Annotated in this window: 12 protein-coding genes; 1 reads left to right on the top strand and 11 read right to left on the bottom strand. The window is 23.6% G+C overall.

Annotated elements, in window-relative coordinates:
• Positions 1-9: 9 nt before the first annotated feature.
• The 11 genes from SLITO_RS00950 to SLITO_RS00900 all read right to left on the bottom strand — a co-directional run bounded on the left by SLITO_RS00950 (position 10) and on the right by SLITO_RS00900 (position 15,146).
• Complete coding sequence (locus SLITO_RS00950) at positions 10-909, bottom strand: DnaA ATPase domain-containing protein (protein WP_075057928.1); 900 nt, start codon at positions 907-909, stop codon at positions 10-12.
• Complete coding sequence (locus SLITO_RS00945) at positions 909-2,153, bottom strand: DnaD domain protein (RefSeq protein ID WP_075057927.1); 1,245 nt, start codon at positions 2,151-2,153, stop codon at positions 909-911. The genes SLITO_RS00950 and SLITO_RS00945 overlap by 1 nt, the downstream gene beginning before the upstream one ends.
• A 153-nt stretch (positions 2,154-2,306) precedes the next feature.
• Positions 2,307-3,140 (bottom strand): DNA-formamidopyrimidine glycosylase, encoded by an 834-nt coding sequence (gene mutM, locus SLITO_RS00940; RefSeq protein WP_075057926.1) that lies wholly within the window; start codon positions 3,138-3,140, stop codon positions 2,307-2,309.
• An 11-nt stretch (positions 3,141-3,151) separates the two neighbouring features.
• On the bottom strand, positions 3,152-5,827 hold the full coding sequence (polA, locus tag SLITO_RS00935) for a DNA polymerase I (RefSeq protein WP_075057925.1): 2,676 nt from the start codon (positions 5,825-5,827) through the stop codon (positions 3,152-3,154).
• A gap of 9 nt (positions 5,828-5,836) precedes the next feature.
• Positions 5,837-8,833, bottom strand: a complete 2,997-nt coding sequence (dnaE, locus tag SLITO_RS00930; RefSeq protein ID WP_075057924.1) for a DNA polymerase III subunit alpha — start codon at positions 8,831-8,833, stop codon at positions 5,837-5,839.
• Positions 8,834-9,026: 193 nt separating this feature from the next.
• Positions 9,027-10,811, bottom strand: coding sequence for an ATP-binding cassette domain-containing protein (locus tag SLITO_RS05945; protein WP_075057923.1), 1,785 nt, complete (start codon positions 10,809-10,811; stop codon positions 9,027-9,029).
• Positions 10,812-10,858: 47 nt separating this feature from the next.
• A complete protein-coding gene (locus tag SLITO_RS00920; RefSeq protein ID WP_075057922.1) occupies positions 10,859-11,494 on the bottom strand; it encodes a hypothetical protein in 636 nt (211 codons plus the stop codon).
• Between the two features lie 14 nt (positions 11,495-11,508).
• Positions 11,509-11,907: a J domain-containing protein gene (locus SLITO_RS00915; RefSeq protein ID WP_075057921.1), complete on the bottom strand. Its 399-nt coding sequence runs from the start codon at positions 11,905-11,907 to the stop codon at positions 11,509-11,511.
• Positions 11,908-11,921: 14 nt separating this feature from the next.
• Positions 11,922-12,206, bottom strand: a complete 285-nt coding sequence (locus SLITO_RS00910; RefSeq protein ID WP_075057920.1) for a hypothetical protein — start codon at positions 12,204-12,206, stop codon at positions 11,922-11,924.
• Positions 12,187-13,383, bottom strand: a complete 1,197-nt coding sequence (gene thiI, locus SLITO_RS00905; protein WP_075057919.1) for a tRNA uracil 4-sulfurtransferase ThiI — start codon at positions 13,381-13,383, stop codon at positions 12,187-12,189. Before thiI ends, SLITO_RS00910 begins: the two co-directional genes overlap by 20 nt.
• Positions 13,384-13,391: 8 nt before the next feature.
• On the bottom strand, positions 13,392-15,146 hold the full coding sequence (locus tag SLITO_RS00900; RefSeq protein WP_075057918.1) for a septation ring formation regulator EzrA: 1,755 nt from the start codon (positions 15,144-15,146) through the stop codon (positions 13,392-13,394).
• Between the two features lie 262 nt (positions 15,147-15,408).
• Between SLITO_RS00900 and rpsD the strand changes: the two genes are divergently transcribed.
• Complete coding sequence (rpsD, locus tag SLITO_RS00895) at positions 15,409-16,026, top strand: 30S ribosomal protein S4 (RefSeq protein WP_075057917.1); 618 nt, start codon at positions 15,409-15,411, stop codon at positions 16,024-16,026.
• Positions 16,027-16,048: the final 22 nt, after the last annotated feature.

Genomic DNA, 16,048 nt, shown 5'->3' with positions numbered 1-16,048 from the left:
AAAATTCTATTAATATCTTTTGTTTGACCCTTTGATGTTAACAGCATAAGCAGAACCCTTTATTCTTTCTGTAAATCTAAGTGTTTTTATTTTGTCGAAACTTTTTTGATCACTTGTTTTAAGTTTTTGATTTAAGTAGTTATCTTCAAGTTCTTTTATAGAAAAATTAGAACTAAAATGAGTGGTAAGTTTATTTTCCATCCTGTAGTTTAATATTCCAAATAATAATTCATCTCTACTTCAATCACTAACAACTTCTCCACCAATGTCATCAAGAATTAGAACATCTACATCACAGCATTTATCAAAAAAATTATTTCTCTCATTTGCAAAAGTATTATTAAAAGTATCTTTAATAATTTTAATTAGTTTATTTACTGATACAAAAATTACTTTTTTATCTAATCCCGCCATTGTATTGGCGACCAGTTTTAATAAATAGGTCTTACCTACACCTGGTGCACCGTGAAGATAAAAACCTTTCCAATCAGAAGTGTCAATTGTTTTTTTAAATTTTTCTAAAAAATTTAATACTGTTAGGTTTTTTGGAGTTTCATTAATTGTTTTAACATAATCACCTAAAGTTATTCTTATGCTTTTTTTATCATAATCACAATATAAAATATTTTCATCAAATTTATAAAATTTGTTTTCATAAAGTCAATGATTACATTTTTTACTAGTAATGTAAAATATCTTATTTTTATATATTAATTTTTGTTGAACACCTTTCATTAGTTGTTTACAATTGACTAAAGGTTCATTACTTTTACAAAAAACATAATCTTTCAAAAAAGAACTAATAACTTTTGAGTTTTTAATAAGCGTTTCATCTGTAATATTGTATTTATTAATTAAACTTATCATATCTGGATTTTTTTTTATATCTTCAATAGAATTTACATCCATTATAGGTCGCCTCATGCTTTTATATCTAATTTAACATCATTTTCAACATTTACTTCATAAGTTTTTTTATTTTTTGCTTCTGATCAACCATTATCATTTGAAAATTTTACTTTTGAGTTTTTTGAGTTTTTGTGTGCATTAATTAAATATTCCATAGCCATATCTGCAGTTTTAATTGAGTTTTCGTTCAATGATTTTGCAATTTTAAATATATAATTTGTTACTATTAGTTTCTCATTTTTTAGAAATGAAAACTCAATTAGGCAATTTATTACACTATCTCTAAGTTTGTAATTCATTGATAAATCTTTTAATAGGTTTTTTTGATCATCATTCAAAGTTTTCAAACCTAACAAAGCTTTTAAATATAGATTTGGTTTAATTGTTTCCATTTCTTTAATTTTAAGATTTTTTTGTCTATTCATGTGCTCTTTACCATCGAATTGAGCAATATTTTGATTTTTAAAAAGATTGTTTTTTATAGATTCTGCTAAAGCAAATATTCTATTTTTATCACCTTTTGTTATTACATTTTTATCAATTTTTGAAAATAAAGATATAAAATCCTCTACTCTAAATTTATAAAGTAAATATAACTCGTTAAATCATTTTTTCGCAAGATCTAAACTTATTTCAAAAACAAAATTTCTTTTTTTTATTTCATCAACAATTTTTTTAAAATCTTCTTCAATAAATAAACAATTTTTAGAAGGTTTAGGTTTCAAATGAGAAACTTCATTTATATTTTTATTATTTAAAATAGAACTAAAAACATCATTAAATGATGAAGAAATGTCCACACAACCATTATCTTGATATAAAGTTTTATTATCATCACGGAAAATATATCTAATAATTTCATAATCAGTTTTTCCAATTTTATTAAATAAACATGAGTTAAATGCTTCGCTATCAAAAAAATTAATTGGTTCTAAAGGTGAGTACAGATTAAACATATAAAACTCTTTTTTATAGTTAATCAATGTTTTTAAAAGTCCAACAGCTTCTAATTTTTTAATATTTTCAAAATATTGTTCCTCAGAAAGACTAGTTAAGTTAAATATTCTAAGCATATTAAAATTGTAGTTCTTTAACTCCTTGGCTATTAAACCTTCTTCAAGCAAAGTTTTATATATTGTAATTGCCTGTATACCTACTATAGGTTGATAAAGGTAAGTTAATATCTTTGAACTAGGTCTATCAATTATGTCATTTAAACTAACTATATATTTATAAAGATTCAAGATTGTTATCCTCCGCTTAATACAATTTAATATTATGTTTATAACTCTATAAAATAAATACATTTAATATATTTTAAGAAATACCTATAAATTTGTTTATAACTTTAACAATTATCATTAGATATTAACAATCTTATTTGAGTTATCCACATATTAATACTTTATTTGACAATATTCACAATAGTATGTACCCCTACCATTAACCTTTATCTTAAAAATTTTATTTGAACAATTAAAGCAATTTTCGCCCTTCCTTAGATGAACCTTCAGCTCATTTTGAAACTTACCTGAAATTCCGTGACCTGCTTTATAGGTACTTATTGTAGATCCTCCTAGTTCAATTGCTCTTTTCAATATTTTTTTGCTTGAATTATATATACAAATATAATTGTCTATACTTAAATTATTAGCTTTATTTTCTGGGTGTATTTTTGAATCAAATAAAATTTCATCTGCGTATATATTCCCAATACCCGATATTTTAGTCTGGTCTAATAACACTGTTTTAATATATTTATTTGATTTACTCATTGCATTACTAAAATATAGACCATTAACTTCTTTTACAAAAGGTTCAGGTCCTAATTTTTTTATTGGTTCTTTAAATTTATAAAATTGCTTTTCTTCTAAATTGATTGTTCCAAACTTACGTGTGTCATGATATACCAACATATAATCATTATCTAAATAAAATATCAATTCTATATGTTTTTGATTTATTAATTCCAAATTATTTATATAATATCATTTGCCTTCCATTCTTAAATGACTAATCAAAACATCTACACCTATATCAAAGATTATATATTTACCAATTCTATTAACTTCATTTATAATCTTGTTGCTTACTCTTTTTTTAAAATCTTCTAATGATATTTCTGTTTTAATAAGTTTTGGATATACAACATCAATGCTAACAATTTTTTTATTTCGCGCATTTTTATTAAGAATTGAAACAACGGTTTCAACTTCTGGTAATTCTGGCATATTTATAACCTCTATTTTAATTCTAATCAGTTTTTACCGACGCTATAATTTACATCTAAACTAACTCTCGAAGACCTATTGTGATTATAATTTTTAAGTATATATTCATATGCTTGTTTCATATTATCTTCAATTATTGGGATTGCTTTTTCAACATCATTTTTTTTAATTTTAAATATAATTTCATCATGAATTTGTGCAACCATAAATATATTTTTGCTTTTAAAAATATCATTAATATTTATCATTGCAACTTTTAATATGTCTGCAGCTGTTCCTTGTATAACGGCATTTACAGCAGCTCTCTCACCAAACTGTCTAACCATAAAATTTGTGCTTTGTAATTCGTAAATATATCTACGTCTACTTGCCAGAGTTACTACATAACTAAATTGTTTTGCAAACTCAATTGTACTTTTTTTAAACTCTAAAATTTCTGGAAACGAGTTATAGTAACTTTCTATATATTCTTTTGCTTTTTTAACGGTTATATTTAAATCCTTAGAAAGTCCAAAATCACTTAATCCATACAAAATACCAAAATTAAAAGTTTTAGCTATTCTTCTTTCATCTTTGGTTACTTGGCGATCTTCAATTCCAAATATTTTTTTCGCAGCTTCTTCATGTATATCTTTGTTATTTTCAAAAGAGTTTATTAAACTTTTTACGTTTGCGACATCAGCAAGAACTCTTAGTTCAATTTGTGAATAGTCAAAACTTAAAAATGTGTAGCCTTCTTCACAAACAAATATTTTTCTAAACTCTCTTTGTATTTCATCACGTATTGAAATATTTTGAATATTTGGATAAATAGAACTTAATCTACCTGTTGTTGTAAGCGTTTGATTAAATATAGTATGTATTTTTTTGTCTGCATATATATATTTTTCAAAACCTTTTAAATATGTTGAATATAGTTTTTGTAGCTTTCTAAGTAGCAAAATTTTACTTATTGTTGGGTTTATATCAACAAGTTTCTCAAGCGTTTCTTTATCTGTGCTTCCTTTATTAGAGTTAGGTAGTTTTAGTTTATCATACAATAATTCTTTAAGCTGTTTAGGGGAATTAATATTAAAGTCTAAATCAATAAAATCTTTAAAGTCAATTTTTACATCTTCTTCAAGAATATTAATTTGTTCTATTATATTTTTGGTTTGTAGTTTTAACTCATTTGTATCAATAAGCACACCTTCAATTTCCATTTCTATTAAAACCTTAGCAAACTTAAGTTCCATGTCACTATATAAGAAATATTGGTTTGAAGCATTTAACTTATCAAACACTTCTTTTTTAAGGTCTTTTATTAAAATTGATTTTTCAATTATATATTCTTCTTTATCTTTATCATTTATATTTTTTGTTTTTTTTGCTCCTTTTCCAAATATTTCTTCAAAAGTTTTTAATTCGTATTCAGGTTTTAAGAATATCAGATGCGAATCAAAATTCGATTTTATTGAAGAGTTTAGAACATATGTAGCAAGCATCATATCATATTCAAAATTTTCTAAATTTACATTATAACCCATGTTTTTTAATGTAATTATAGTTTTTTTAATATCATATGTATCAAATTTTTTATTTAACAAAAAACTTTGGAATTCATTATCAACTGCATTTTCATTTCAATTAAATATATTAACTTCTTTTTGACCTAAATTTTTGAAGTAAAAAGTACCTTTATCATTTGAAATTGCAATACCAACAACATCTGGTATTTGATAGTTATCGTTTAATATTTCAATATATATTGAATTTAATTCACATTCATAACTTTGATTTCATACATCAATTATTTTGTATGAACTAAGATTTTTAGAAGGTTCTATGTTTTGACAATATTTTTTTACCAAAGATAACATTTCATATTTTTGAAAAAAAGGTTTTAGTTTTTCATAATCAATTTTTGTATCATCAAAACAAAAATCCATTTTTACATCTATATAAATTGTTGCAATTTCTTTAGATAAAAAAGCATCTTCTTTACCATTAATAAGTTTTTCTTTTTTTGCACCTTTAATTTCTTCAATGTTTTTATATATATTTTCTATTGAGTTATATATATTTAGTAGTTCTTTAGCTGTTTTTTCACCAATTCCTTGCACACCTTTTATGTTATCTGATTGGTCTCCTCTTAGTCCTTTATAATCGGCAACCTGTTCAGGTTCTATACCTCATTTTTCATTTAGCTTGTACCTATCATATATTAGTATGTCACTAGTACCTGTTTGTGGTGAAAGAACGAATGTTTTTTCTGAAATTAATTGGTACATATCTTGGTCGCTTGTAAGAATATGAATCAGATTATCATTTTCTAACTCTAATTTTTTAGAAATTGTCCCTAATATATCATCAGCTTCATAGTTATCAATTTCATATCACTTTATATTTGCACTGCTTAAAAATTCCCTTACTATTGGAAATTGTAAAACTAACTCCTGAGGAGTTTTTTGTCTTCCATCTTTATAAGAAGGTAACTTTTCATGTCTAAATGTTTTTTTACCTTTATCAAAAGCAACTATGATTGAATCATAATTAAATTTTGTATTTATGTTAAAAAGCATATTGATAAAAGAAAAAACTGCATTTGTAGGAGTTCCTGAAGTTGTTGTTAAAGTTACCCTTCCAAAAGAACTATAAAATGCTCTGAATAATAATGAATTACCGTCAACTAATAAATATTTTTTCATAAACAAACCTTAAACTTTCTTAATTTCTTTTTTAATATCGATTAAACTAAAAGTGATGTTATCTTTGTAATATTGAGATTTAATCAAAAATATATAGTAACCTGATTTTTGAATTCTATCTTTTATATCATTGTAAATACTTGAAAATATTGTTAAATCTATTTTTCCGGTTTCATCACTGCAAGATAAAAAACACATTTCTTTGTCATTTTTATCTTTTTTTATTTGAATAATATCAACATAAACTAAAATATTTACTTGCATATCAGGCAGTTCCAAGGCATTTATTTTAGTTAATTTATCTATATTTTTAATTTTTTTTCTTAATTCAATTATCGGATGAGACGACACATAGAAACCAATATATTCTTTTTCGTATTCTAATAAATCTTCTTTATCATCTTTAAAATTTGGTAACAATATTTCTATATCATTATTTTTTAAATTATCAATTACTCTTAAGAGATTAAAAATTTGATCTTTAAATAAAATAAGACTTTTTCTACTTATTTGAAAATTATCAAAAGCACCAGCATATGCAAGCGCCAAATATTTTTGCTCAGTTAATGTTGTTTTGTACAAAGTGGTTAAAAGTTTTAAAAGATTATTAAAAACAAACTTATCTTTAATAAATATTTCTTTAAGTTTTTTTAAAAACTCTGGTCCTATATATTTTATCACCCCAAGAGGCATAAATATATTGTTAGCTTTAGAAAAATAAATATGATTAGGATTTTTTATGCTTGGAGCAATTATATTGTAATTATATTTTTTAAGTTCTTGAATGTATTGACTTGTTTTATTTTCATTTCGTATTACACCATTCAATAATGAACAATAAAAATCAGCCTTGTAATGAGTTTTTAAAAATGCCATTCAATAACTTATTATTGAGTATGCAATTGCATGTGACTTATTAAAACCATAATCTGCAAATTTTTCAATATAATTTCATAGGTCAATTGAATCCTTTTGAGAATAACCATTTTCTTCAGCTTTTTTGATAAAAATATCTTTTTCACTTCTTATTAAATCAAAGTTTTTCTTACTTATAGCCCTTCTAATTATGTCTGCTTGATTATATGAAAGGCTAGCAACTTTTTTAAATATTTCTAAAACTTGTTCTTGATATACTATGATTCCATAAGTAGGTTCTAATATGTTTTTTATACTTTCATTTATGTATGTTGTTTTTACAACTTTATTTTTTCTATTTAATAGTAAATCAATATTGTCTTGTGGACCTGGTCTAAATAGAGCACTTGTAATTGCTATTTCCTCAATAGAACTTATTTTCATTCTTTTTACTAAATCTGTCATTCCATTTGATTCTAGTTGAAAAATTCCTGAGGTTTCACCATTTTGCAGGGTTTGAAATGTCATTTCATCATATAAATTTATATCTTCCAGATTAAATTTAATTTTATTGTTTTTTTCAATATTTTTAATTACTTCTTGTATAATCGTTAAATTTCTTAAGCCTAAAATATCAGTTTTGATAAGTCCGATCTTTTCTAAGTAGTTCATACCATATTGTGTTTGTAAAATACCATTTATACCAACTTTTAATGGAACGACTTTATATAATTCTTCGTCACAAAAAACTACACCTGCAGCGTGTGTACCAGATTGTCTTGGTAAACCAATTATTTTTTTAGATATACTAAAAATTTTTGGGTACATCTTACTGAATTTAGTAAGAGTTATATTTTCATTAACTGCTTTTTCTAGATCAAATAAATTATTTGGACTTACATTTTTAGACATTTCATTAATATCACTAACTGGGATTCCAAAAATTCTACCACAATCTCTTAGGGCATTTTTTATACCAATTGTTTGAAATGTAGATATTGTTGCAAAGTGATATTTTTTATATTTATTAAATAGATATTCCACTATTTCTTCTCTTCTATCGTCTTGAAAATCTATGTCTATATCTGGCAATGTAACTCTATCTATATTTAAAAACCTTTCAAATATTAAATTATATTTAATTGGGTCTATCTTTGTAATTTCAAGTAAAAAAGAAACTAAACTACCAGCGGCGGAACCTCTTCCTGGTCCATGTAAAATGTTATTTTCTTTTGCATAAATAACAAAATCATTTACAACAAGAAAATAATCAGAAAATCCCATTTTGAATATTGTTTCTAATTCTTTTTCTAATCTTTTTTTATATATGTTTTTGTCACTTATATTATTTTTTATAACGTATTCTTCTAATTTATTTTCACAAATAAATTTTAAGTAAGAATCAGATGGCATTTTTAAACTATTTGGGTACTTTAAAAAATGTATTTTGTTATCATAAACAACATCATCAATAACATTATCTATAATATATTGAATATTACTATTATGGATATCAATATCAATATCGTTTGATATTTTTTCAATATCTAAATAAAACTTATCATTATCGATATTTAATTCATCATAGTTTATGCCTTCATTAATTGATTTAAGAGCCTTGTAACTATCAAAATCTTCTTTGTATAAGTAGTTTATCTTACTTGTAAAAATTGATCTATTATCTTTAAAACTAGTATTTTTAGAACTTAATGAATAAAAAATATTATTTTCCTCTAATTTTAATTTTATTAACAAATAATATTTAGCTTGTTTTATTATAGGGTCAAATATTCAAAAAATATCATTTGAAATAAATTCTTCAATTTGTTCAAAATCCATTTTTATATTATTTTCTAAATTTTCTTGTATTTTTGTACAAAGACTAATTACTTTTTTATAGCCATTATTATTTTTGCAATATAAGTACACATCAGCGCCATCAAGTTCAAAATTTAAGCCAATTATAGGTTTAATGTTTTTTGAATTGCATTCTTCAAAAAACTCCAAAGCACCAAACATAATATTTTTGTCTGCATAAAATGCTGTTTTGATATTATTTTCCACTAAGAAATTGATATAATCTTTTATTTTTATAGTTGAATCTAAAAAGTTATAGCAAGTCTGCACTCCTAAAATATTACAATATTTCATTTATTTACCTCATATAATATTTTACAATACAAATAAAAAAAACTAACCACTTTATTTGGTTAGTCAATAAGCATATCTTAAAATCAACAATCTTTTATCTATAGTTTTGATGCGTTAGCAAAGTATTTGCTAACAACTCTATTATAATATAAAAAAATTATAAATTTCAAACTTTTTATAAAAATTGTTTATTTTATAATGGTAGGTCTTTTTTTCTAAAAATAAAGTAACCTGATGTATATAAAGATATCGATATAATACCCATTACAAAATATTGTCCAAGGTAGCTTTTAATTTCACTTTTACTTTGAAAACTTGGATTATATAGTGAGTTTAATGTTAAATATTTAAAAAAACTTACTGAGTCATCAATTTGTGAAATAAAGTAAAATATATAAAACAATATTGCTATCCCACCAGCGGCTGATAGAGAATATGCTGATTTATTGAAGTAACAGCTTGAAATAAAACTAATTGATGAGATCATTACTAATAATAAATATAAACCAATAAAATATATTGTTATTAATGATAAATCTACACTTGCAACATGACCAGTTAGAGTAATTCCTAATAATGTTGTTAAGTAGACAATTAAACAACTTAATGTTATAAAAGCAAGGAATGTGAACATTTTACTTAAAATAATACTTTTTCTAGATTGGTTAGTTGTTAATAAATTTACTAAAGTTCCTTTTTCCACTTCACTTGCAATTAATCCATTACCAGAGATTAATATATATATAAGTAGTAGCATATAAACAATACCAGTGGTGCTTGCGACCATTTTAACTACCATATTACTTATTAAAATATTTCATGTTGTTTTACCTGATTCTATTTGCGATGAAATTGAAGGGTTTGTTAATAAAACAGCAAATGCGATCAAAATCATTAAGACAGGTACAAAAGTCATAAAAGTTCATAGTCATATTGATTTTCTAGAAGTATCTCTTAATAATTCTAGAGATACTTTGCAATTTTTACTTGTTCTTTTTTTAGGTTTATACGTATTGTTTATTTTAACAACATCTTTTGTTATTTCATTTTTATAATATTTCATAAAGTATTGTTCTAAATTTAGGGGATGCTCTTTAATAAATGAAATTTCATTTTTAGATAATAAAGATATAAATTTATTAATGTTTTCGTTTTTTATTAGTACAAAAATAGAGTTTTTTTCGACATCTATAATTTCTCAGTTAGGAGAATTGATTGTTTCATAATTTATATTATTTTTAAAACATACTTCATATTTTTTTTCATCATTATATTGTATGTCTTTAATATTAATTGTAGAAATTATTTTTCCTCTCTTAATTATAGATACATAATCACAGGTTTTTTCAATCTCTGAAAAAATATGTGAAGATAGTATTATTGCTTTTCCTTCATCTTTAGATTTTTTAACTAGTTTTATAAATTTATCTTGCATTAAAGGGTCTAGCCCTGTTGTTGGTTCATCTAAAACAATAATATCTGGATTGTGCATTCAAGCAATTATTAATGCTACTTTTTGCTTCATCCCCTTAGACATTTTTTTAATTTTCATATTTGGATTGAATTCTCAATACTCAATATATTTTTTTACAATTTCTCAATCATCCATATTTCTAAGTTTGAATATTTGTTTTAATAACTCAATTCCTGTCATATGTATTGGAAATGCAATTTCTCCAGGTACATAACCTAATTTTCTTTGTATTTTATGTGAGTCAGTTCATGAGTCGTAAGATACCAACTGTTCTATTGAAGGTTTTTTTGTATCTTTGATGTCATATTGCAATAGTGAATTACCACTATCTGCTTTCATAAATCCTAATAAAATTCTTAAAGTTGTTGATTTTCCAGCACCATTTGGACCTAAATATCCAAAAACTTTACCATACTCTACTTCAAAATTCACATCAAATATACCATAACCACTTTTAAATTTTTTATTTAAACTTTTAACTTCAATTGCGACATTTTTTTCCATAATTAAACTTTTCCTTTCTAAATAAGTATGTAAAAAAAGTTTAAATATTAAAAACTGTCCTCATATGAAATTAATTTAACTTTATTTAATTTTGATATTTTAAATTTATATATAAAATAAGATTCTTTAACAAAGTGCTTAAATATAAAGTATTTCGTTAATAGTTTTATAATTTGTGCGATTTTAATTGTAAGCTTTTTAAAAAAAATTAAAAACAGAATAAAATTAAATGCATAGAATTTAGTTATTTCAATTTTAATATTATCTATTCTGTGTTTCATAATGACAAAGTTTTTTTTATTTACTTCAAGACATATAAATCATAATATTGAAATTAATATTGAAATTGAATTAAACAATACGTATGGATCAAAATAAATTATGTTACTTGGAAAAATTAGTGTTAAAAAGAAGATATTTACTAAAAAGTATAATCTATCATTTTTTAAGTTTTTATTTTTGATTTCATTATAATTTTGTTCTATCATTGCTTTTTGTCTTATAATGATACACTTTCAAAAATTAAATCTAATAATTAAATAGATTGCATATAAAGACAAACTCAAAAATACTTGAATAAATGTATAAATAAATTCAAGTTTTAAATGAGATAAAAATGATAGAAAAATGGCAACTAAAATTAAGATAGTTGTTTTTCTAATATTTTTGTTTTTATATTTCATAAACTCACCTATTTTTAATTACTCTTATGACTCATTATGGTGTCATAAGCATTATTGATTTGAGTCATTTTTGCTTGTGCTTCTAGATTACCTTTATTTTTATCTGGATGGTATTTTTTTGCTAATTCTATATATTTCTTTTTGACAACTGTAAGTGAAGCATTTTTATCTAAACCTAAAACTTTATAAGCTTCATCAAGTTGAGAAGGTTTTTGGAAAGTATCATTATAATTTGATTCTTGTTGATTAGTATGTGAATAATCTTCATAAGAGTTATGTTGACTTGATGAAGGGCCTTCATTTACGTTTTTTGCACGTCTTTTTCTTGAACCCATCCCAAACAAAGTATCAATAAGAAAAACAATAAAAATAAAGTAAAATAATTTACCAATTATTCTAAGTAGTTCGTCCATACTAAAATCACCTCTTATTTAATTACAAGAATTACTACCAATATTGTTAGCAGCAATAATATTATTATTATATAACCAAAAACCTTATAAACAATAAAGTTTTTTTTATTTCTTTTTTTAAGAGCTAAATCTTTATCATCATCTATATCTGCGGTTTCTACAGTTTTTTGAATTGATAGAAAATCGTCTTTATATTCTTCAGCTGTTAAATTACCTTCATTTACAATATTATCACTATTTATGACATTTCCTTTATAAACACCATACTTACTAGAGTTTTTAATTTTCTTTTTTTTCACTTAATTCACCATCTTTCCAAAAATAAGTTGATATTTTCTTTTCGATTGTATAATCAATCAATTCATCCAATAACAAATCTTTTTCCAAATCTTCGGCTACAAAAATTTTTGGTTTAGTTACTGGGTTTTTTGGTACATACAACGAGCATACATCATCGAAGGGCAAAATAGAAGTTTCGTAGGTGTCTATTTTTTTTGATATATCTATGATTTCTTCTTTGTCCATTGTGATTAAAGGTCTTAAAATTGGTAAAGTCGAAACAGAGTTAATTGTATTAATTGACTCAATGGTTTGACTTGCAACTTGTCCTAATGATTCTCCAGTTATTAAACATTTAATTCTTTTTCTTAAACAAATTTTATTTGCTAATTTTATAAAAATTCTTCTCATTAAAGTAATTCTATAAGACTCTTCTTTTATATGCATTAATTCTTTAAGAATATCTCCAAAATCACATACTAATAACTCAAAATCATTAGTATTATATCTTTGTAATTTCTTAGATAATTGAAACACTTTATCCAACGCTTTTTTGCTTGTATGTGGAGGCGTCATGAAGTGTATGTAAGAAACCGATAGACCCCTTTTCATTGCTAAATAACTTGCAACAGGTGAATCAATTCCTCCACTTAACAAAGATAGACCTTTGCCGCTAATTCCAACAGGTAATCCTTTTGAACAGTTAATTCTATCAACAAATATTTGAGTACCCGTATTTTTTATTACTACGTTAATTTGACTATTTGGTTTTTTAACATCAACTTTTAAATGATTTGTATTAGATAAAATATTTGAAGCAATTTTGATTTTTAGTTCCTGTGATCCAATCTTAAAGCTTTTATCTACTCTTTTAACCTCTATTTTAAAAGTTCCTTCAGTTAATTTATTTGCTACTTCTAATGTTTTTGCAAGTATATCTTGTTCGTTATTACTGACAATTTCTACAATTGAAATTGAATAGATTCCAAATATATTTTCTAAAATATTTATTACTAAATTTAAGAAATTTTCATCTGACAATTCAATAACTAAGCTTTTAGTGTCTTTTTTAAAAGTTAATAACTCCTTATAATCTTTCAATTTTATTTTTATATTTCTAATCAATTTATTAATAAACATTTGTTTATTATTTCCCTTTAAAGTTAATTCACCATATCGTATTAATATATTTATCATTTTTTTCCTTATCTTAATTTATTTTTTTTAATTGTACCCATTACTTTTAAAGAATAACCAATTAGTTGCTCTAAATTTCTACTTTTAAATAGATTTTCACAATCATAAATTACTTTTTCTATATTAGGTACTATTCCAACATATCTTTCTAAGTATATAATGATTTCTTGTGATATATAGTCTAAAAAAATAGAATCATTTAAATCTGTTATTAAGACTGTTACATCTTTTAAAATACTATCAACTTCTTTTTTTACATATTCTCTTTCTTCATTAGTTTTTATTTTTGATATATAAGTTTTAGTGTATTTAGAGATTTGGGTGAAGTAATCTTGTATAGGCGTAACAAATTTTTCTAGTTCTAATATAGATTTATATTGTCTAATTTTTACATTACATTGATTTAAGCAAGACTTTATGAAAATAACTTGATTAACTATTGAATCAGTATTAACACTTTTACGACCAAGTGCTTTGATTGATTTTTCCAAGGCTTCTATATCATTAACAGAATCCCTCATAACATCTAGTAATTTATTTTTAAGATCCACAAAATTTAAAGAGCCCCCTTTACTTGATGCAATATCTACTTCAGAAAATATTAAATCAGCTCTTGATTTAGTACTGTGAAAATTTTTCTTTACAATTTCAAACTCCATTTTATCTGGAGATGGCGTTTTAGAGAACGGTTCATATTCTTGAAATTTTTTATCAACAGCATAAACAGCATTAGAAATAGCATGGAATATTTCTCTTATATTATCAATTTTGGTTTCAAAAAATGTTTTAATGTTATCTTCTTCTTCAAATATAACTTTAAATTCATTAATTTTATTAAATATTTGGTTAAGCCATTTATAAGCTTTTTTATATTGAAGTTTTAAAAGTTCATTATTAATTTTTACTCTTGATTTATCAATCTCAAACTCTAATTCTGAATATTTATTTGCATTAGCTTTTAATTTACCTTTATTTTGACCAAAAGTTACATACTTATTTTTTAAGTCAATCATATGTTGAGGTATCACATTTTGTATTGTTGAAATAATGTAGGGGATTGAATCCAATAACTCAATTAAAAAAATTAATGCTTGATCAATTTTTAATAAAGTCTCTCAACTCTCTTTATATTTACCTATGTCCAAATTGTAATAAAAATCTTCAAATAGTTCTTCGATTGATTCAATAGTATTAGATAGTTTACCATCATTTATTTTTATATCTTTAAATGTAGTCATTATTACTTCATCTTTTAAAGATTTAAATAAATCTTTTTGGAATGTTAAAGTATCTCTTTGAATAAATTCCATTTGCAAGGCATTCATTATTTCAATATAAACAAGATGAACATTTTTATTAACATTTATTAATCTGTTATAAATTTCATTATATAGTTTAATATTTTTTAAGTTTGGACTTGTAGTTTTTTTGTTTTCTAAAAGATTTCAGAAATCCACAAATATTTTAAGAAACTCTTTTTCATAAAGTATCTCGTATTTTGTTCTTCAAATCATAAACTCATTTTCAAAGTTACCTGTTTCTTCGAATATTTTAGCAACTCTTTCAACTCTATACTTTAAAGGTGATTTTTTTATATCATCTATTAAATCAATTGATTTTGCTATCAACTGCATAATTTTTTTATATATCGTTATGATTATCAAAAAAATTAACAAAGTAATAATACATGCAATAAACAATGAAAAAAAAATAACATTGCTATTTTTATTAAAAATATTATTTATTTCCCATGAATATAACATATTAACCCCTATATTTAAACCATTTTTATTATATCATAATTAAATAAAGCAAAATTCTTCATAAATTTATGCAAATTAAAATTTATTAATATAATATTTATAATTTATTATATAATCATTTATGGTTAGTCTGCAAATAAACATATTAAAATAATTAGTCTATAAAACATTTAGTAACCTTTGCAGAATTAAGGTGAATATAGACTTCCTTTAATAGAGTTTATCTTTGTAAATGATTTTCCGCATAATATAAGGAGAAAAAATGTCAAGATATAGAGGATCAATATTTAAAAAATCAAGAAGATATGGTTTTTCAGTTTTAGAAACTGGGAAAGAATTTTCAAAAGGTAAAAAACGTGTTACTGCACCTGGTCAACATGGTTCAAGAAGAACTAAATTATCAGGTTATGGACAACAATTACAAGAAAAACAAAAAGTTAAATTTATGTATGGTGTTACTGAAAGACAATTCAGAAACACATATGCAAAAGCAAAAAAAATAACTGGAATTACTGGGACTAATTTCTTAAGATTATTAGAATCAAGATTAGACAATATTGTTTATAGAATGGGACTTGCCCAAACTAGACAAGGTGCTAGACAACTTGTAGCTCATGGTCATATTTTGGTTAATGGTAAAAAGCTAGATATTCCTTCATACACAGTACAAGTTGGAGAAATTATATCTGTAAAAGATAAAATGAAAAAAAATGAAAAAATAGTTGAAGCAATAGCTTCAAATGCTTCAACAGTAGATTTTGTTAAATTTGATAAAGCAAAATTAGAAGGAAAGTTTGATAGATTACCTGAACGTAATGAATTGAACCAAGAAATAAACGAAGCATTAATTGTTGAATGATACAACAGATTAATTAAATAATCAAAGTCTTTAATTCTGATTA

The organism is Spiroplasma litorale, from assembly GCF_001267155.1.
Taxonomy (GTDB): domain Bacteria; phylum Bacillota_I; class Bacilli_A; order Mycoplasmatales; family Mycoplasmataceae; genus Spiroplasma_A; species Spiroplasma_A litorale.
This window is presented reverse-complemented; position numbering and strand designations above follow the sequence as displayed.